This is a genomic window from Amycolatopsis speibonae (assembly GCF_042647925.1).
Taxonomy (GTDB): Bacteria; Actinomycetota; Actinomycetes; order Mycobacteriales; family Pseudonocardiaceae; genus Amycolatopsis; species Amycolatopsis speibonae.
Map to the genome: position 1 here is coordinate 22,843 of NZ_JBHRWK010000037.1, position 16,603 is coordinate 39,445.

General features: G+C 67.8%; 15 protein-coding genes. 8 read left to right on the top strand and 7 right to left on the bottom strand.

Features of this window, described 5'->3' with window-relative positions; genetic code table 11:
- The first annotated feature begins 312 nt into the window (after positions 1 to 312).
- Complete coding sequence (locus ACFOSH_RS23690) at positions 313 to 2,760, top strand: DUF6493 family protein (RefSeq protein WP_378241232.1); 2,448 nt, start codon at positions 313 to 315, stop codon at positions 2,758 to 2,760.
- Here the strand turns inward: ACFOSH_RS23690 and ACFOSH_RS23695 are convergent.
- Both ACFOSH_RS23695 and ACFOSH_RS23700 read right to left on the bottom strand, forming a co-directional pair.
- Entirely contained in the window at positions 2,743 to 3,876 is a 1,134-nt protein-coding gene (locus ACFOSH_RS23695) for an SWIM zinc finger family protein (protein WP_378241233.1), read from the bottom strand. The genes ACFOSH_RS23690 and ACFOSH_RS23695 overlap by 18 nt on opposite strands.
- A gap of 230 nt (positions 3,877 to 4,106) precedes the next feature.
- On the bottom strand, positions 4,107 to 4,307 hold the full coding sequence (locus ACFOSH_RS23700; RefSeq protein WP_378241234.1) for a hypothetical protein: 201 nt from the start codon (positions 4,305 to 4,307) through the stop codon (positions 4,107 to 4,109).
- A gap of 163 nt (positions 4,308 to 4,470) precedes the next feature.
- On the opposite strand from ACFOSH_RS23700, the gene ACFOSH_RS23705 reads away from it, so the two are divergent.
- Positions 4,471 to 5,343, top strand: a complete 873-nt coding sequence (locus ACFOSH_RS23705) for a helix-turn-helix domain-containing protein (RefSeq protein ID WP_378241235.1) — start codon at positions 4,471 to 4,473, stop codon at positions 5,341 to 5,343.
- A gap of 6 nt (positions 5,344 to 5,349) precedes the next feature.
- On the opposite strand, the gene ACFOSH_RS23710 is transcribed toward ACFOSH_RS23705, so the two are convergent.
- Complete coding sequence (locus ACFOSH_RS23710) at positions 5,350 to 6,447, bottom strand: ThiF family adenylyltransferase (protein WP_378241236.1); 1,098 nt, start codon at positions 6,445 to 6,447, stop codon at positions 5,350 to 5,352.
- Positions 6,448 to 6,747: 300 nt separating this feature from the next.
- Here ACFOSH_RS23710 and ACFOSH_RS23715 point away from each other — a divergent pair, with 300 nt between their 5' ends.
- Together ACFOSH_RS23715 and ACFOSH_RS23720 are read left to right on the top strand one after the other, a co-directional pair.
- Complete coding sequence (locus tag ACFOSH_RS23715; RefSeq protein WP_378241237.1) at positions 6,748 to 7,617, top strand: DUF5753 domain-containing protein; 870 nt, start codon at positions 6,748 to 6,750, stop codon at positions 7,615 to 7,617.
- Complete coding sequence (locus ACFOSH_RS23720) at positions 7,607 to 7,840, top strand: DUF397 domain-containing protein (protein WP_378241238.1); 234 nt, start codon at positions 7,607 to 7,609, stop codon at positions 7,838 to 7,840. The genes ACFOSH_RS23715 and ACFOSH_RS23720 overlap by 11 nt, the downstream gene beginning before the upstream one ends.
- A 74-nt stretch (positions 7,841 to 7,914) precedes the next feature.
- Here the strand turns inward: ACFOSH_RS23720 and ACFOSH_RS23725 are convergent, their stop codons facing one another.
- On the bottom strand, positions 7,915 to 8,805 hold the full coding sequence (locus ACFOSH_RS23725) for a TetR/AcrR family transcriptional regulator (protein ID WP_378241239.1): 891 nt from the start codon (positions 8,803 to 8,805) through the stop codon (positions 7,915 to 7,917).
- Positions 8,806 to 8,868: 63 nt separating this feature from the next.
- On the opposite strand from ACFOSH_RS23725, the gene ACFOSH_RS23730 reads away from it, so the two are divergent.
- Positions 8,869 to 10,662, top strand: coding sequence for a right-handed parallel beta-helix repeat-containing protein (locus tag ACFOSH_RS23730; RefSeq protein ID WP_378241240.1), 1,794 nt, complete (start codon positions 8,869 to 8,871; stop codon positions 10,660 to 10,662).
- 70 nt (positions 10,663 to 10,732) lie between these two features.
- Positions 10,733 to 11,362, top strand: coding sequence for a hypothetical protein (locus ACFOSH_RS23735; RefSeq protein ID WP_378241241.1), 630 nt, complete (start codon positions 10,733 to 10,735; stop codon positions 11,360 to 11,362).
- Between the two features lie 31 nt (positions 11,363 to 11,393).
- On the opposite strand, the gene ACFOSH_RS23740 is transcribed toward ACFOSH_RS23735, so the two are convergent.
- The gene (locus tag ACFOSH_RS23740; RefSeq protein ID WP_378241242.1) at positions 11,394 to 12,776 is read right to left on the bottom strand and encodes an aminotransferase-like domain-containing protein; all 1,383 of its coding nucleotides are present in this window, start codon (positions 12,774 to 12,776) and stop codon (positions 11,394 to 11,396) included.
- A gap of 114 nt (positions 12,777 to 12,890) precedes the next feature.
- Between ACFOSH_RS23740 and ACFOSH_RS23745 the strand changes: the two genes are divergently transcribed.
- Entirely contained in the window at positions 12,891 to 13,415 is a 525-nt protein-coding gene (locus ACFOSH_RS23745; protein WP_378241332.1) for an aminotransferase class V-fold PLP-dependent enzyme, read from the top strand.
- A 43-nt stretch (positions 13,416 to 13,458) separates the two neighbouring features.
- Positions 13,459 to 13,632 (top strand): hypothetical protein, encoded by a 174-nt coding sequence (locus tag ACFOSH_RS23750; RefSeq protein WP_378241243.1) that lies wholly within the window; start codon positions 13,459 to 13,461, stop codon positions 13,630 to 13,632.
- A gap of 56 nt (positions 13,633 to 13,688) precedes the next feature.
- Here the strand turns inward: ACFOSH_RS23750 and ACFOSH_RS23755 are convergent, their stop codons facing one another.
- Together ACFOSH_RS23755 and ACFOSH_RS23760 are read right to left on the bottom strand one after the other, a co-directional pair.
- Positions 13,689 to 15,731 (bottom strand): M3 family metallopeptidase, encoded by a 2,043-nt coding sequence (locus ACFOSH_RS23755; protein ID WP_378241244.1) that lies wholly within the window; start codon positions 15,729 to 15,731, stop codon positions 13,689 to 13,691.
- A gap of 103 nt (positions 15,732 to 15,834) precedes the next feature.
- Positions 15,835 to 16,545: a histidine phosphatase family protein gene (locus ACFOSH_RS23760; protein ID WP_378241245.1), complete on the bottom strand. Its 711-nt coding sequence runs from the start codon at positions 16,543 to 16,545 to the stop codon at positions 15,835 to 15,837.
- Positions 16,546 to 16,603 lie beyond the last annotated feature (58 nt).

A 16,603-nucleotide genomic window follows, 5' to 3' on the forward strand; every position in this document is an offset into this window, starting at 1 on the left:
AGGACCCCTTCCCTCCTCTCAGCCGAGGAAACTCGGCCTTCACACCTTGCTGTGGGTAGGCGCCAGTACCGGTTCGGTCGCGGTGGTCGTGAGTGGCGATTCGGATTCTTTTCAGGAGTACGGCGAGCGTGTCGGGCTGATGAAGGGGACTTTCGCCGCATCGCACGCGGGGACGTTCCCTTCACCTCACCTCACCTCACCTCCCGCCGAGTTCCGGTCCCGGAAGCCCCCAACGCCACAGTGGAGACACGGCTGCCTTACCCCGATAACCCGAATCGCCACTCACGACCACCGTGAGGCCACAATGGACCCGTGCACCTGGACGCGCTCCTCACCGGCCAACCCTCCGAAGTCCTCACCAGGACCCTCGAACTCTCCCGAGCCGAGCGGAAAACCCTCATCCCCGAGCTCACGGCCGTGTTCAAGGACAGCAGCGAGTTCATCGAGATCGAACCCAACACCTACGGCGCCCGAAACCCGCTCAAGGGCCAGCGAGCCGCGACCGCCCTCTGGGCCGTCCTCCCCGCCGGAGACCCCCTGCTCCGCAGACTCTGGCTCGCCTCACCCACGATCCTCGAACGCGTCCTCCAGGACCGGTCACTCGCCGAACGCAAGACCATCGCCCTCCGCATGATCGGCCACCAGACCGCCTGGGAAGCGATCCGCCGCATGATCCTCGACGGCGACCTCGAACCCATCCGGACACCGGACTACTACTCGGGCTGGTTCCGCTGGGCAGGACGCTTCGGCGGAAAATCCCTGGCCGAACGGCTCCGCACCGAACCCGAAGCACTCACCGAACTCTGGGAACTCCTCGCGCTCGAAGGCAACGGCGACGCCAGCTTCGCCGCCTTCGACAAGTACGTCCGCGACGAAGACAAGTGGTCCACCGCACTGCTCGAACTGACCACGACCGGCGAAGTCGACCGCACCAGGCTGCTCGACCTCACCCTCGAAATCCTCGCCCGCGACTTCGCGGCCTTCCGCGCCCAGTGGTACGCAGCTCTCCACGAGACGTTCGCACCCACACCGGACGAGCGCGCGGCCGCCCAAACCCGCTACGCACGCCTCTGCGGAAGCGGTCTCCCCCGCACCGTCTCCTTCGCCGTGAAAGCACTGTCCCTAGTGGACAAACAAGGCACCCTCGACGACGAAGTCGCCCTCCAGCACCTCCCCGCCGCCGCGGCCGGACGCGGCGCCGCCACCGCCAAACTCGCTCTCAAACTCGCCGGACGCATCGCCGACCGGCGACCCGAACTCACCGACCTCGCTCACGAAGTCTTCGAGGCGGCCCTCACTCACGAAGCCTCCGACGTCCGCACCATCGCCACCGCCCGGCTCGGCGTCACCCCCGACGCACCGGACGTCGTCGAAGCCGCCGAATATCCGGAGCCCACGCGACAGCCCTGGGACCAGCGCAAAACGCTGACCATCCCGCTCGACATCCCGGACACGCCCGCCGCCGTCGCGGAAGCCCTCTCCTCCCTCCTCGCCGACCCCGACCAAGCCGACCTCCTCCTGGCCGTCCTCGACGGCACCCACCGCGTCCCCGGCCAACTTCAGGAAGCCCTCAAGCCGCTGCTGAAACGCGCCACCAAGATCGCGGGCGAGAAGTACGCCGCAGCCGTGCCCAAACTCGTCGCCACGCTCATCCTCGGCCTCAGCGGCCGCGACGTCGCCCACCCACCGCAGGTCGACGGCTGGCGCCGCCCGCTCCACCATCGCGTCACCGCCCTGCTGGAAGGCACCGCCCGGCCCGTCTCCGCGGCAACTCACCAGGGAGGCTGGCTCGACCCGGTCGCCTTCGTCTCCCGCATGCTCGAACACCCGGAAGCACCCGAGGACGACGTCGTCGACGCACTGCTCCGGCTCGCCCCGGACACCCGGACCGAAGCTCTCTCACTCGCCGCGGCACTCACCGGCCCCCATGCCGGCACCATCCGCTACGCCCTCGGCGGACCGGCCATCGAGGACACCGGCTGGACCGCCCTCGCCGCCGCCCGCGCCCGGTACCCCGAATCCGCCGACCCCGCCGCCGCGCTCCGCGGTGAACCCGGACCGCCGATCACCTGGACGGCGAAAGTCGCCCCCAACGAATACGGCCTGGCCACGCTGGACATCGAGCAAGCTCCCGAAACCGTCTCACCGAACGCTCCCTGGCTCGGCGCACGTTTCGAACGCCCGGATCACCGGTGGCTCGGCTTCACCGAATGCCACGAAGCCGTCTCCTCACCCTACGACCGCGATCGCCTCGAAGCACTGGTCGCCGGAAACCTGTTCTTCAACGACCTCGACGCCGGCTATCCGGTGGAAAAGGCCGCGTTGCTGCCGTTCCTGGACAGTCCTTCGATACCCGGGTACCCCGGCACGATGCTCATAGCCACCACGCTCGTGCTGAAACGACCCGCCTCGGCCCAGCTGGGCACCGATGCCGCACTGACCCTTTTGGACCGGCGCATGCTCGGCCCGCGCGCACTCGGCGAAGCACTGGGAGTACTCGGCCCCCATCTCGTTCCGACGAGACTGGCCCCTCGGCTTTCGATCATCGCGAACGAACACCCGATCGCCATCCTGTCCACACTGGACGCATTGCTGCCGAAGCTGGAGCCCGCCCACCGCGGCGTCTTCGCGCTGCTGGAGCTCGCCGCGGATCTCGTGGAACGCGGAGCAGGCACGATCAGCGCCGAAACGAAGGCTTGGCTCGCAGGGTTCAAAGGCAGCTCGAAGGCAGCGAAGGCGGCATCACGACTCGGCCGCTGACAGACGGGCCGCCAGTACGTGCGAACACGGCCCCCGGGTCTCCTGGTGTTTGGCCCACCATGCGCAGGTACAACCAGGCGGCGACAACCGCACTCGCTGCATCGACCCCGCACGCGTGATTTCGTAGCCGCCGTCAGGTAACGCCCGGACAGCTCCGGCGGTGACGAGCTCGCGCGCCTTCGCCAGCCGGCTGTTCGCCGGAGCGCGCCCACTCGGCAGTTCACGCGGGAACCACGTGCCGTCGACGACGTCGTGGCCGGCACGACCCTCGACGAGTTCCGGCACGTCAAGGCCCGCCGCCAAGGCGTTCAGCCAGCCTCCCTCACCGGAGAAGCCACGGGACGGCTCCGGGGACAACGTCACGACGAGCCTCGCTCGCTCCAACCGGAGCACCCAGCTCGCGACCTCACTGTCCGGTCGCGTGTAGACGGTCAGCCCCTGGGCGAACCGGACAAGCGGCTCGACCACCCTCAGCCGGTGCAGACCGGACGCCGGAATCGACTCCGGGCCGGACCGTGACGTCAACCGGAGCCCACGCCCGGAAGCCACCGCCCACGACCTGCCGACGGTGGTGGGCAGCCGACGCAGGAAGGCCCGCGTCTCGAACTTGTCGAGCTCCACTTTCTTGACCGCGCCCGCCGTGACAGCGGCGACCTCGGCGAAGCCCGCCACCCAGCGATCCGGGAGTGGTACCACCGACTCGTCGTTCTGCCCGTCGAGAGTGCGCAGGTGGATGCCCTCACCACGAACGGTCAGGTGCAACGGATCCTGCGCCACGACCCCGGCCAGGACGGCTCGCGTCGCGTCGGACAGGTCCACGTTGGTGCAGCCTTCGCCGAGACTTCCGACGTCCGACAGGTCGAGCCTGGCGTAAACCCCACAGCACGGCGAGAAGGCTTCCGCACGCAGCGTGGTCCGGTCCGCGGTGAACACCGGATCGGACTCGGCGATGAGCCGGTTCACCATCGACGGTGGCATCCAGAACCGCGTACGGGCGACCTTCCCCAGCACGAGCAATGCCTGGGCCGCCTGCGCTCCGGGTTCGAGAAAACCCTTGAAGAGCACGGGCGTCCGGACGCCCTCTTCGACCGGCTCCAACAAGATCTCGGTGATCACCGGACAACCCTAGCCAGAGCCCGTGACACTCTTTGCCGATTTAGTCTTTGAGGATTTAGAAATGATCTTGTTCAAAGCCAAGACATATAGCTCGTTATACACTTTTAGGGTTCAACACCGCCCGGACACTGTCGGCGGCAGGCCTCGAGACGGAATCCGAGGCCTGCCGCCGCCCTCCCCCACCCGGAGGTTCGACGTGCGCGACGCACTCCCCTCCCCTGGTTTTCGGCCTACCGCGCCGGTCTCCAAGTGTCGCCCACGTCAGGGGCAGGGCTTTGATACTCCGAAACCAAGCCGGGGTGGGTGATCGTGCGCCCACCGCCGAAGGACGTGCGCTCGTCTTCGCGGCTGGTTCGTCCGGCCGCGAAGCCGATTGCCAAACCAAGCGGCAGCAATGCGAGTTCGGCTATCTGGATCCAGTTGGCGAACATCGGTCTCCCCGCTCTTCGGCCAGCTTCGTCCCCCAAGACTATTCGCTAACTATCCTAGTTCGAAGCGTCTATTCGTGTACTATTCGCGCTCTAGTGCCGGACAGGGGTAGCATGATCACGCACCGAAGAGCAGCTCCCCCGCCTCGACCCGCGAAAGAAGAACATGCCCACCTCGCCGCCCCACCCTGGCTCCGACCGTGTCCGGCTCGCCACGAAACTCCGCGAGATCCGGGCCGCCACCGGTCTGTCCGGCAATCAGTTCGCCAAGACCTTGGGCTGGCCCCAGTCGCGGGTGTCCAAGATAGAGACCGGGACGCAGTTCCCGACCGGTGACGACATCACCGGCTGGCTCGCCGCGGCAGGCGCCGGCACCGAGGAGGACGCGGTCACCGCTCTGCTCAGGCGCGCTCGCGTGGAGTCGGTGTCGTTCCGCCAAGAGTTCCGGAAGCCCGGCGGAGCCGCCGCCAAACAACGATCGGTCCTCGAACTGGAACAGCAGGCCTCTCGCATCGCCCAGTACCAGCCGGCACTGCTTCCCGGACGGTTGCAGACGCCCGCGTTCATGCGGTCATTGCTGGCACTCCCCTCCGGCCCGGCGCGGACAGGCGGTGCCTCCGACGCCGATATCGAGCAGCTGGTGGCTGTCCGGATCGAACGACAGGCACAGCTGCACGACCCGGGAAAAGCCTTGTCCCTGACGATCGGCGAGGCGACGCTGTGGACTCGGATCGGCGATCGCGATACCCAGCTCGGCCAGCTGGACAGACTTCACACTCTCGCCGGCCTGCGCACCGTCGACCTGCGGATCGTGCCGTTCGACAGCGTCATGCCGATCGCCCCGTTGCACGGCTTCAGCATCTATGACGCCGGCCTCGTCGTCGTGGAACTGTTCGCCGGCGAGCACCTGATCATGGATCCTGACGAGATCGCCTTGTACGAGGCCCTGTACGGCCGTCTGCAGGCCGCATCCGTATCCGGCGACGCGGCGGCCCGGCTGATCCGAAATGTCTCGCACCGACTGGCAGGCGACTCCTGACCACGATCACACCGCGGTACGGCACGTCCGGCACTCCGCGTGTGGCTGCTCCAGGCTGGTGACGAAACTGTGGTCCATGGTGGCGAGGCTGAAGCCGTACTGACAGTTCAACGCGAGCTTGGGCGCGTTCGTGATCAGGCACATCACCGCGTGCGCGACCAGATTGCCCGCGACACCGGCCGTCACCGCGTTCGCCGCGTGCTCCGGGATGTTCGCGGCGGGTCGCCAAGTCGCCAGCGGTGGCCGCTCGGCGTCACGATCCTGCTCGGTGAGGCGGGCACACTCGTAGCACGGCCCGGCTCCGGGGCGGTAGACGCCCAGATTGACCTGTGGGCCGTGGTATCCCCCGTACACCCAAGGCGTGCCTGTCGAGGCGCACGCCTGGTTCGTCCAGGTCCGGATCTCCGACGGGCGATCGGCGGTCATGATCAGGACATCGCAGTCGGCGGCCAGTCTCCGCAGGGACGCCACGTCCCCGATCCGCGTCGGCTCCCCGGTGACTTCGACGTCCGAGTTGGCCGCGCGCAACCTGTCCACCGCCGCGTACACCTTCGGCAGCCCCAGATGCTGCTCGGTGTAGAGAATCTGGCGACCGAGGTTGGACAGTTCGACCACGTCCGGTTCGACGCAGTGCAACCGTCCCACCCCTGACATGACGAGGCTCAGGGCGGCCGTGCACCCGACGCCACCCACGCCGACCAACACCACCCGCGCCTGAGCCAACGACACCTGGAAGTCCCAGCTCGAACTTCTTCGCGTCAGATCGATCCACCGGTACAGCGACCGGCTTCTCGAGTGACGCTCGAGTTGTCGCGCGGTCAACGCGGCACACGTCGGCTCGTCGGCGTTCTCGACATACCCGTGCTCGGCCAGCGTCTCGATGGCGGCGGTGACCTCGTCGGGACACGAGGCAGGGAACCGATGAGCCAGGTCCGCGACGACCTGGCTCATCGTTCGCGTGCCGTCGAGAAGGTCCAGTAACGCCCACACAGCGCCGTCCCGGTCCCTCAACTCGGCGGCGATGCCGAACACCTCCCCGCCGATCCGGATCCAGCCGTCACCGAACCGGACCGGACGATGCTCATCTTTGATTCGTGGACGCACGCCGAACCCCTCCCAAGGTCAACCGTTGTCTCCGCTGTAAACGTGGCGAATCGCGTCGGTACGCTCCACCATCACGATCTCGATCATCACGGTCACCTCCTTTCCCCCGACCACGCCGGGAACGAACCGGACGCGCCGACCCGCTTACCGACGGAAGCATCTCCACAATGTAGAGTGCCCCGTTGTGGACACCTCAAATGTAGAGCGATACATTGCAAGTCGTCTACATGCTTCCGCAGGGCCATGCGGGTGATGCTGGGATCACCCTCCGTAGCAAGACAGTGAAGAGGTGGTGACTTCGTGGGCACACTGACCCCCACCGCCATCAAGCGCTGGATCGCGCTCGAGATGAAGCGCCTGAGGGAAGCGGCAGGCTACGACCGCGCCGCCGCGGCCGAGCGCATCGGCAAGGCGACGACGGTCATCGCGCACATCGAGACTTCGCGCAACCTGCCCGCGCCCGCCGACCTGGAAATCCTGCTCGATTTTTACGGAGTGCCCGAACGGGCACCGCGTTTCCTCGACCTGACCAAGCGAGCGAAACGCGGCCGCGACTGGTGGATCAATTTCGACCACGGGGTGTTCGACTGGTTCAACCTGTATCTCGGCCTGGAAACCGGCGCCGCCCGGATCAGTACCGTGGACATGGTCGTACTACCCGGCCTGTTCCAGACCCGCGACTATGCTCTCGCGATCATGCGAGAAGGCCGTCGATGGGACAACAAGGCCGAACTCGAAACCATGGTCGACCTGAGAATGGCGCGACAGGAAATACTCGATCGCCCCGGCGACACGCCGCAGATATGGTCGATTCTGGACGAGAGCGTCCTCCACCGCCAGGTCGGCGGACCGGCAGTGATGCATGATCAGCTGCTGCACCTGATGGATCTGTCCGAGCGATCGAACATAGACATCCAGGTGCTTCCTTTCACCGCGGGCGCCCATGGCGCCTCGGACGGGATGTTCGTGCTTTTGGACTACCCGCCTGAATTCAGCGGCGACCCCGGAACCGTGTACGTCGAAAACCGACGAGAAGGCCTCTATTACGACGACAAAGAAGACCTGCGTCGATTCCGCAATACATTTGAGCGCCTTCAAGCTCAAGCGGAGAATCCGGGACGGACACGGACTTTCATTCAAAACTTGGCAAGGGAACTCAATGAACAATGACACCACCCGTCCCACCCTCCTCGGCCTTTCAGGCTGGTGGAAGTCGAGCTACAGCGGCGGCGCAAGCGGCTGCGTCGAGGTCAATGACTCGGTAGCCGGTTACGTGGGAGTGCGAGACTCGAAGCTCGGCGACGCCAGCCCTGTCCTCGTCTTCGAACCGCACGAGATCCGAGCCTTCGTCCTCGGCGCGAAGAACGGCGAGTTCGACCACCTGCTCCCCTGATACCTCCCCTGACACAAGGTGGTCCGCTCCGGCAATCGGGTGATGGCCGGAGCGAACACTCCGCAGTTCGAGCTTCAGGGTTGAGCCTGGCGTTGGCGATAGGCGCGTTGCTGGCAAGCTCGTGAGCAGTAGTCCCGAGGCCTGCCCCGCCCTCCCCCGTCCAGCGGCTTGCCGCAGATGACGCACTCCCCTGCCTCGGTTTCGTCACGCATTACCTCACTCCCCTGGCTTTCGATGAGCGCCTGCACGCCGTCCAGGGTGCGCTGCAGCCCGAATTCGAAGGGATCGAGCGGCGCGTCCATCCCCCCGCCCCGCCAAAGCGCATCCAGCGCTGGATAGCGGTCAAGGCGCTCGAACAGGGACTCGCGCTCACTCCACCAGCTCTCGTGAGACACGCCCGTGCGCCGCTGAAGTTCCGCGGTCTCGCCCGCCTGACGGGCGACAGACTCGACGAATCCGCCCACCAGGTTCACCACCGCGATCACCTGCGCCGGCGCCAGGCCGCTCCGTGACGCCACATCCAGCGCGTGGTCGTACCCGGCCATGATGTTCGGCCCAGGCAGGCGACGAGTCCCGGCACTGTGGACCACCCACGGGTGCCGACGGTGCAGCTCCCACGCCCGCCGCGCCCAGCGTTCCAGGCCCGTCCGCCAGCCGAGCCCGTCCGAAGGTTCCATCGGGAACTCGCCGTACACGGCGTCGCGCATGAGTTCCACCAGTTCAGCCTTGCCGGGAACGTACCGGTACAGCGACATCGTGGTGGTACCGAACCGCTCCGCGACCTTGCGCATCGACAGGGCGGCGAGCCCTTCGGCGTCCGCGACCTCGATCGCCGCCGTGACGATGCGGCCGAGGCTCAGCCCGGGCCGATCCGGCTCGGGCGCTCCCCACAGCAGTTCGATCGCGCGCTCCGGATCCGGCTGCGCGTCGTCTTCCGCCACCACTACCCCCTTGACGCTCGTCACTCTCACGTGTTTAGCTGATAAACCTCAGTATATCTAATAAACCATCTACAGGAGCGCTTCAGCATGCCTGAAATCAGGTTCTTCGTGTCCCCCGACGGCCGGGACGACTGGCCTGGGACCGCCGACCAGCCCTTCAGCACCCCGAAAGCGGCACAGGACGCCGTCCGCGCCGTCGCCGGCGGGATGACCGGCGACATCGTCGTCACCTTCACGACCGGCGTCCACCGCCTTGAAGAACCTCTTGTTTTCGACGAGGCGGATTCCGGCGCGAACGGCTTCCGGGTGATCTACCAGGCGCACGACTACGGAACGGCCGGCCAGGCGAGAGTCGAATTGAGCGGCGGCCGTGGGATCAGCGGCTGGTCAGTGGGCGACGACGGCGTCTGGACGGCATCGATCGGCGACCTGGCACCTCGGCGGCTCACCGTCGACGGCAGCCCTGCGGCACGGGCGGCCCGAGTGACCGGACTACCCGGGAACGTGACGAAAACAGTAACTGGTTACGTCACAGACAGCGCGGAGCCTCAATCTTGGCCGGATCCGTCCGGGCTGGAGTTCGTCTACCCCGGCGTCTATCCGTGGTCCGAAGCCCGGCTCGCGGTCGCGTCGATCTCCGGCGACGGCTCCTCGACCTCCATCACCATGGCGCAGCCGGCCTTCGACAACGCCAAGTCCCTTTACGACTCGAAGTGGTACGGCGCCGGCGGAGACGGGACCTGGGACGGTCTCACCGCGCCTTCGGTGGTCGAGAACAACGTCGCCTTCCTCAGCGAGCCAGGCACCTTCGCCGTCAGCCGCGTCGAGCCGGGCGACCACGTCCTGCACTACCGCCCGCGCCCTGGCGAGGAAATCGGCAAGACCATGGTCGTCGCCCCGGTACTCGAAACGCTCATCAGCGGACAGGGCGTGCACGACCTCGTGCTGCGCGGCTTCACCTTCGCCGACGCGGCCTGGTCGGGACCCACCCGAACCGGCGGCTACCTGCACTATCACGGCAACGCCCGCTACGAGCGGGGCGAGTTCCAGAAGATCGACATGGGCGCGGACGTCGGCTACGTCCATGTCCCGGCCAGCCCGGTGCAGTTGCCCGCCAACGTCAGCCTCACCTCGGTCAGCCGGGTCACCCTGCGGGACAACCACTTCACCCGCCTCGGCGCGGGCGGACTGCTGATCGAGGACAGCACCGACGTCGAGATCCGGAGATGCGTCTTCGACGAGATCTCGGGCAGCGGGATCGCCGTCCACACGGGCACCCGGGTCTCGCTCGAAGACAACCTCGTCCACGACATCGGCACCGAGTACCGCGGCTCGTCCGCCGTCCTCGTGGTCGAGTCCGAAGAGACGACCGTGGCCCACAACGAGATCCGCGACGTCCCGCACAACGGTATCGTGATCACCGGCGGCGGGCGGGCCAACGGCACCCACGTGCTCTCGAACCTCGTCGAACGCAGCATGGGGAAGCTGATGGACGGCGGCGGGATCTACCTCTCGGCACCACAGGGTTCGTCGTTCGCCGGCGGGGCGACGGTGCGCGGAAACGTGATCCGCGACGTCCTCACCTCGTACAACTTCGGTCTCTACACCGACTACGGCGCGGCTTGGATCACCGTCATCGGCAACATCGTCCACCGCGCCGACACCCCGATCGTGCTCCAGGTGGGTCCGCCGATGGAGAACGTCGCCTTCGTGGGCAACTTCTGGGATGTCCGGCCCGACGGTTACGACGACCCGCCCAAGACGGTGACCGTGGCCGCGAACACCGTGCTGCCCAAGGAGACCTTCGACGAGGCCGTCCGAGCCGATCCGGCGGGCGCCGACATCCTCGCGCGGGCCGGGCGCCGGGGTCTGGAACGATGATCACCGCTCCTGCCGGGCATGCGCCCGGCAGGAGCCGCTCAGGCCCCGATCACCGAGGAGACCACGCGCCATGCCGACCCAGTCCACGGAAGCACCCGGGATCCGCCGACGGCTCGCGCGGATCGCGACCGAGGTGCTCGCGCCGTGGGTGTGGGTGCTCGGCCTGCCGCTGGTCGTCGCCTGGAAGGTCACCGGCTTCCACGTCGGCGAGACCCTGCTCTGGGGCCTGATCGTCGGCGTCACCGGCTCGCTGATCCCGATGGCGGTGATCGTGCGGGGCGCCAAGAAAGGCAAGTGGGACAGCCACCATGTCACCGATCGGGCCGGGCGCCTGGTCCCGTTCGCGGTCTGCATCGGTTCGCTGGCCGCCGGATTCGTCATCCTGATCGCCGGTGGCGCTCCGCACGAGATGATCGCGCTGGCGGCCGCCGAACTCGTCTGCCTGGTCGCGGCGCTCGCGATCACCTTCGGGTGGAAGTTCAAGATCTCGATGCACGCGATGGTGGCGGCGGGCGCGGCCGTGATGCTGATCCGCGTCTACGGCCCCTGGCTCGCGCTGGTCTTCCTCGGCGTCGGCTGGGTTTGCTGGTCCCGCGTCGAACTCGGCGACCACACCAGGGCCGAAGTCACGGCCGGGACGGTTGCGGGTGTCGTCCTCGGTGGCGGTGTTTACCTGGCGCTTGAAACCGTTTTGACCTGACCCCGCCGTATAGGTCGTTATACATCTGTCTTCATGGACACTGCCCGAGTCGCCGGATGCCTTCGACGAGTTCGGTGACGTCGGCCGCGGCGGCGAAGCCCAGCCGCAGGAACGGTCCGGCGGGCTCGGTGGCGAAGAACCGCTCCCCCGCCCCGACGACCACTCCCCGGTCTCGCGCGGCGCGGGCGAGCGCGTTCGCGTCGCTCCCCACCGGTAGCCGCACCCACAGGTGCAGTCCCCCTGAGGGAAGGCGCGCGACAGTCCATTCAGGACATTCTCGCGCCAGCGCGGCGGCCGCTTTTCCGCACCGTTCCCGCAGTTCCGTGCCCAGCTTCCGGACGTGACGTTCCCAGGACGGCGCGCTGAGCAGTTCGAGGGCCGTCTCCTGCAGCGGGCGGGTGACGAAGAGGTCGTCGACCCGCCGGATCGCCTTCATCCGGTCGAGGACCGGTCCTCGCGCGATCAGCGCGCCGATCCGAAGGCTCGGCGCGGCGGCTTTGGTCACCGAGGTCAGGTGGACGACCGTGCCGTCGTGATCGTCCGTGATCAGCGGGCGCGGCGCCGTCGCCCCGTGTGACAAGTGGCGGGCGAAGTCGTCCTCCAGCACGAACGCTCCCGCCGCCCGCGCCACCTCCAGCACTTGAGTGCGCCGCTCGGCCGCGAGCACGGTCCCGGTCGGGTTGTGAAAGGTGGGCTGACAGTAGAAGAGCCGGGCGCCGGTCATCGCGAACGCCTCGGCCAGCAGATCCGGGCGGACCCCGTCGTCGTCGATCGGGACCGGTACCGGGCGGAGTCCCGCGGCACGCGCGGCGGCGAGCGCCCCCGGATAGGTCGGCGATTCGACGAGGACCGGGCTTCCGGGCGCCGCGACGGCCCGGAACGCCATGGACAGCCCGCTCTGCCCGCCGGCGGTGATCACGACGTCGTCCGGTGACGCACCGGCCGGACCCGCGAACACCGCTCTGAGCGCGGCCAGCCCCGCGGCGGGTGCGCGGTCCCAGGCATCCGGACGACGGCCAGCTCGGGCGAGCCCCGCGCTCAGGAACCGGGTCGCCTGCAGGGATCGGTGCGGATAGCCGCCGTCGAGGAGGATCGCTCCGTCCGGAGGCGAACCGAGGGTGCCGGTGAGCGATCTGGTGTCGACGCTGCGGTCGGTCAGCGCGACCGTCTGCCAGGCCGTGTCGAGCGGTTCGCCCGCGGCCGTTGGCTTCGTCGCGACATAAGTCCCGCTCCCGGGACGGGTCACGACAGCGCCCTCGGCGGCCAGCAGGGCGATCGCCCGCGAGACCGTCACCGGGCCGACCCGATAGCGCTCGATGAGCTCACGACTGCTGGGCAACCGGTCCCCCGGCGCCGCTGCCCGGACCAGGGAACGCAACTGGAGGGCGAGCGCGAAAGTGCTACTATCCGACATGAAAGACCATGGTAGTGCTACTGAAAACCGCACGGAATCACCGCGCTGTCCTCGATCCGGTTCGGGCCCGGCGACGTCGTCCTCACCACCCGCAACGACTTCGTCGCCAACCAGATCGCGTTCCTGTCGCTGCGGAAGCGGTTCGGCGTCGAGGTCGTGCACGCTCCCGAAGTGCCGGAGGGCGGTGTCGACGTCGAGGCAATGGCGGCCCTGATGCGTACGCGGAGACCGAAACTGGTCACCGCCACGCACATCCCGACCAACTCGGGACTGGTCCAGCCGGTCGCCGAGATCGGGCGGCACTGCCGGGAACTCGGGCTGCTGTACCTGGTCGACGCCTGCCAGTCGGTCGGCCAGTACCCCGTCGACGTGGAGCAGATCGGCGCCGATCTGCTCACCTCGACCTGCCGCAAGTTCCTGCGTGGAACCCGCGGAATCAGCTTCCCGCTTCGAAGAATGGGAATTCCCTTACGCCACGGTGCTCGGCTGCGCCGCCGCCGCGAGGTTACGCCCAGGAGGTCGGCCTGGAGGCGATCTCACGGCGCACCCCCGTGCTCGCGGCGAGGCTGCGCGACAGACTGGCCTCCGTCGCGGGCGTCGCGGTACTCGACAGGGGTTCGAAGCTGGGCGCGCTGGTGACGTTCTCGCTCAAGGACTGGGAAGCCATCCCCTTCAAAAGGCGATGGACGCCCGAAGGATCAACTCGGCGCTCAGCTACCGGGAGTTCGCGCAGTTCGACTTCGGGGACAAGGACGTCGACTGGTGCCTGCGGCTGAGCCCACACTACTACAACACCGAGCGGGAAGTGGACGACGTGGCCGCGGCCGTCGCCGAACTCGCCGGGCGTCCCGCCTGATCGCGGTTCCCCCGCCTGGGCACTGGGGTGTCCGGGCGGGGGAACCGTCAGGTGGATCAGGCCCCGGCGAGACCGCGGCGCTTCAGCAGCGGCTCGATCTCCGGGTCGCGGCCGCGGAACGCGCGGAAGGCCGCCATCGGGTCGATGCTGCCACCGCGTCCGAGCAGTTCACGGCGGAAGTGGTCGCCGTTCTTCCTGCTGAGCCCGCCGTTCTCGCGGAACCACTGGACGGTGTCGGCGTCGAGGACCTCGCTCCAGATGTAGGAGTAGTACCCGGCGCTGTAGCCGCCGCTGAAGATGTGCGCGAAGTAGGTGGTGCGGTAGCGCGGCGGCGCGGCTTCCAGCGCGACACCGGCCTTGGTCAGCGCCTCGGCCTCGAACCGCTGGACGTCTTCGACGTGGTCCTCGGTGCCGAGCCGGTGCCACGCCTGGTCGAGGAGGGACGCCGCGAGGTACTCGGTGGTCGAGAAGCCTTCGCCGTACTGCTGCGACGCCAGGAGCTTGTCGACCTGCTCCTGCGGCAGCGGCTCGCCGGTCACGTGGTGCTTGGCGTAGTTGGCCAGCACCTCGGGCCACAGCATCCACATCTCGTTGACCTGCGAGGGGTACTCGACGAAGTCACGCGGGACGTTGGTGCCGGAGAACGCCGGGTACTCGACGTCCGAAAGCAGCGAGTGCAGCGCGTGCCCGAACTCGTGGAACGCGGTGACGACCTCGTCGAAGGTCAGCAGGGTCGGCTCGCCCGACGGCGGCTTGGCGACGTTGAGCACGTTCACCACGACCGTCTTGGTGCCCAGGAGTTTCGTCTGGTCGACGAAGTTGTTCATCCAGGCGCCGCCACGCTTCGAGTCGCGGGCGTAGTAGTCGAGCAGGAACAGGCCGAGCTCCGCGCCGTCGGCGTCGAAGACCTCGAAGATCCGGACCTCGGGGTGGTACTTCGGCAGGTCTTCCCGCTCGGTGAAGCTCAAGCCGTACAGGTTGGACGCGGCGAAGAAGACCCCGTCGGTCAGCACCCGGTTCAGTTCAAAGTACGGGCGCAACGCCGCTGTGTCGACCTCGAACCGGTCCTTGCGGACGCGCTCGGCGTAGAACGCCCAGTCCCACGGCCGCAGGATCGCGCCGGGGATGTCGGCTTCGAGGTAACGCTGCAGCTCTTCGGCCTCCGCCTTGGCGTTGGCGACCGCGACCGGCGCGAGACGTTCCAGGAGCCCGACAGCGGCGGCGGCCGTCTTCGCGGTCTCGTCTTCGATGACGTACGAGGCGTGGTCGGGGAAGCCGAGCACGGCGGCCCGCTCGGCGCGCAGCCGCACCATCCGGGACACAACGTCGTTGTTGTCGAACTCGTTGCCCCGGTTGCCGCGGGACACCGAGGCGGTGAAGATCCGCTCGCGCAGGGCGCGGTCCTCCAACGCGGCCAACGAGGCCTGCGCTGTCGGCAGGGTCAGTTTGAGGACGTACTTGCCCTGCTCCCCCGCGGTCTCGGCGGCCGTGGCGATCTCGTCCTGGCTCAGTCCCGCGAGTTCCGCGACGTCGTCGACGACCACGGCGAGTTCGTTGGTGTCCTTCAGCAGGTTCTGCTGGAAGCGGGTCGACAGGGTCGACAGCTGTTCGTTCAGCTCGCGCAGGCGCTTCTGGTCGGCTTCGGGAAGCCCGGCGCCGGCGCGGCGGACGTCGGTGTGGTGCCGCTCCAGCAGGCGAAGCGACTCGGCGTCGAGGCCGAGTTCGTCCTTGCGCTCGAACAGGCTGTTGATCCGGGCGAACAGCGCCGGGTTCAGGTTGACGGCGTCGGCGTGCGCGGCCAGTCGCGGGGCCATTTCGGCCTGCACGCGCTGGATCTCGTCGTTCGCGTTCGATCCGGCGAGGTTGAAGAACACGCTGGAGACGCGGGACAGCAGCCTGCCGGACCTCTCGAGCGCGGCGATGGTGTTCTCGAAGGTCGGCGGCTCGGCCGAACCGGCGATCTCCTCGATTTCGGTGGCGTGCTCGGCCAGGCCCGCTTCGAAGGCGGGCAGGAAGTGCTCGTCGGAGATCCGGTCGAACGGCGGAAGGGCGTAGGGCAGCTCACTCGGCGCGGCGAACGGGTTGTCCTGCGAAATCATCGGTGTTGCTCCCGGGTCGTCGAATCTGCTGTTCTGGCCACCTTACGGGCAGTGAGGGGCCGGTGGATGCCGTCCGTGGCGGTGATGCCACCGTCGGCGATGGTCACGCTCCGGTGGTACCGCCCACCACCGCGTCGGAGCTCTGTTTTCCCTTGCCACGCTTGGCTTTGGCCTTGGGTTCGGATGGGGAGATACCGGCCAGGTCGCCACCGTTGTCGTTGACGCGCAACACGAACGGACGAGTCTCGGTGTAGCGGACGACCGAAACCGACGCCGGATCGACCACGATCCGCTGGAACGCGTCGAGGTGCTGGCCGAGCGCGTCGGCGAGGATCGACTTGATCACGTCGCCGTGGCTGCACAGAAGCCAGACCGCGTTCTCACCGTGCTTCGCGGTGATCCGGGCATCGTGCGCGCGGACGGCCGCGACCGACCGGGCCTGCATCTCGGCGAGCCCTTCGCCGCCGGGGAAGACCGCGGCCGAGGGATGCGCCTGCACGACCCGCCACAGGGGTTCCTCGAACAGATCCTTGAGCGCGCGGCCGGTCCATTCGCCGTAGTCCACTTCGGACAAACCGGGCTCTTTGACCTTGTCCAGACCGCGTGCCTCGGCCAGTTTCGCGACCGTCTGGCGGCAGCGGAGCATCGGCGAGACCACCAGCTCGGCAAGAGGGACCGGCGCCAAGCGCTCGACGAGTGCGGCAGCCTGTGCCCGGCCGGTGTCGTCCAGGCCGACCTTGGGCGTGCGCCCGGCCAGGATGCCCGAACCGTTCGCCGTGGACTTGCCGTGGCGCAGAAGGATCACAGTACTCACGTGGCCCACCCTACGTGCCGGCGCTTTGCCTGCTCACGCGTTTCGTCCTCTGGACGCG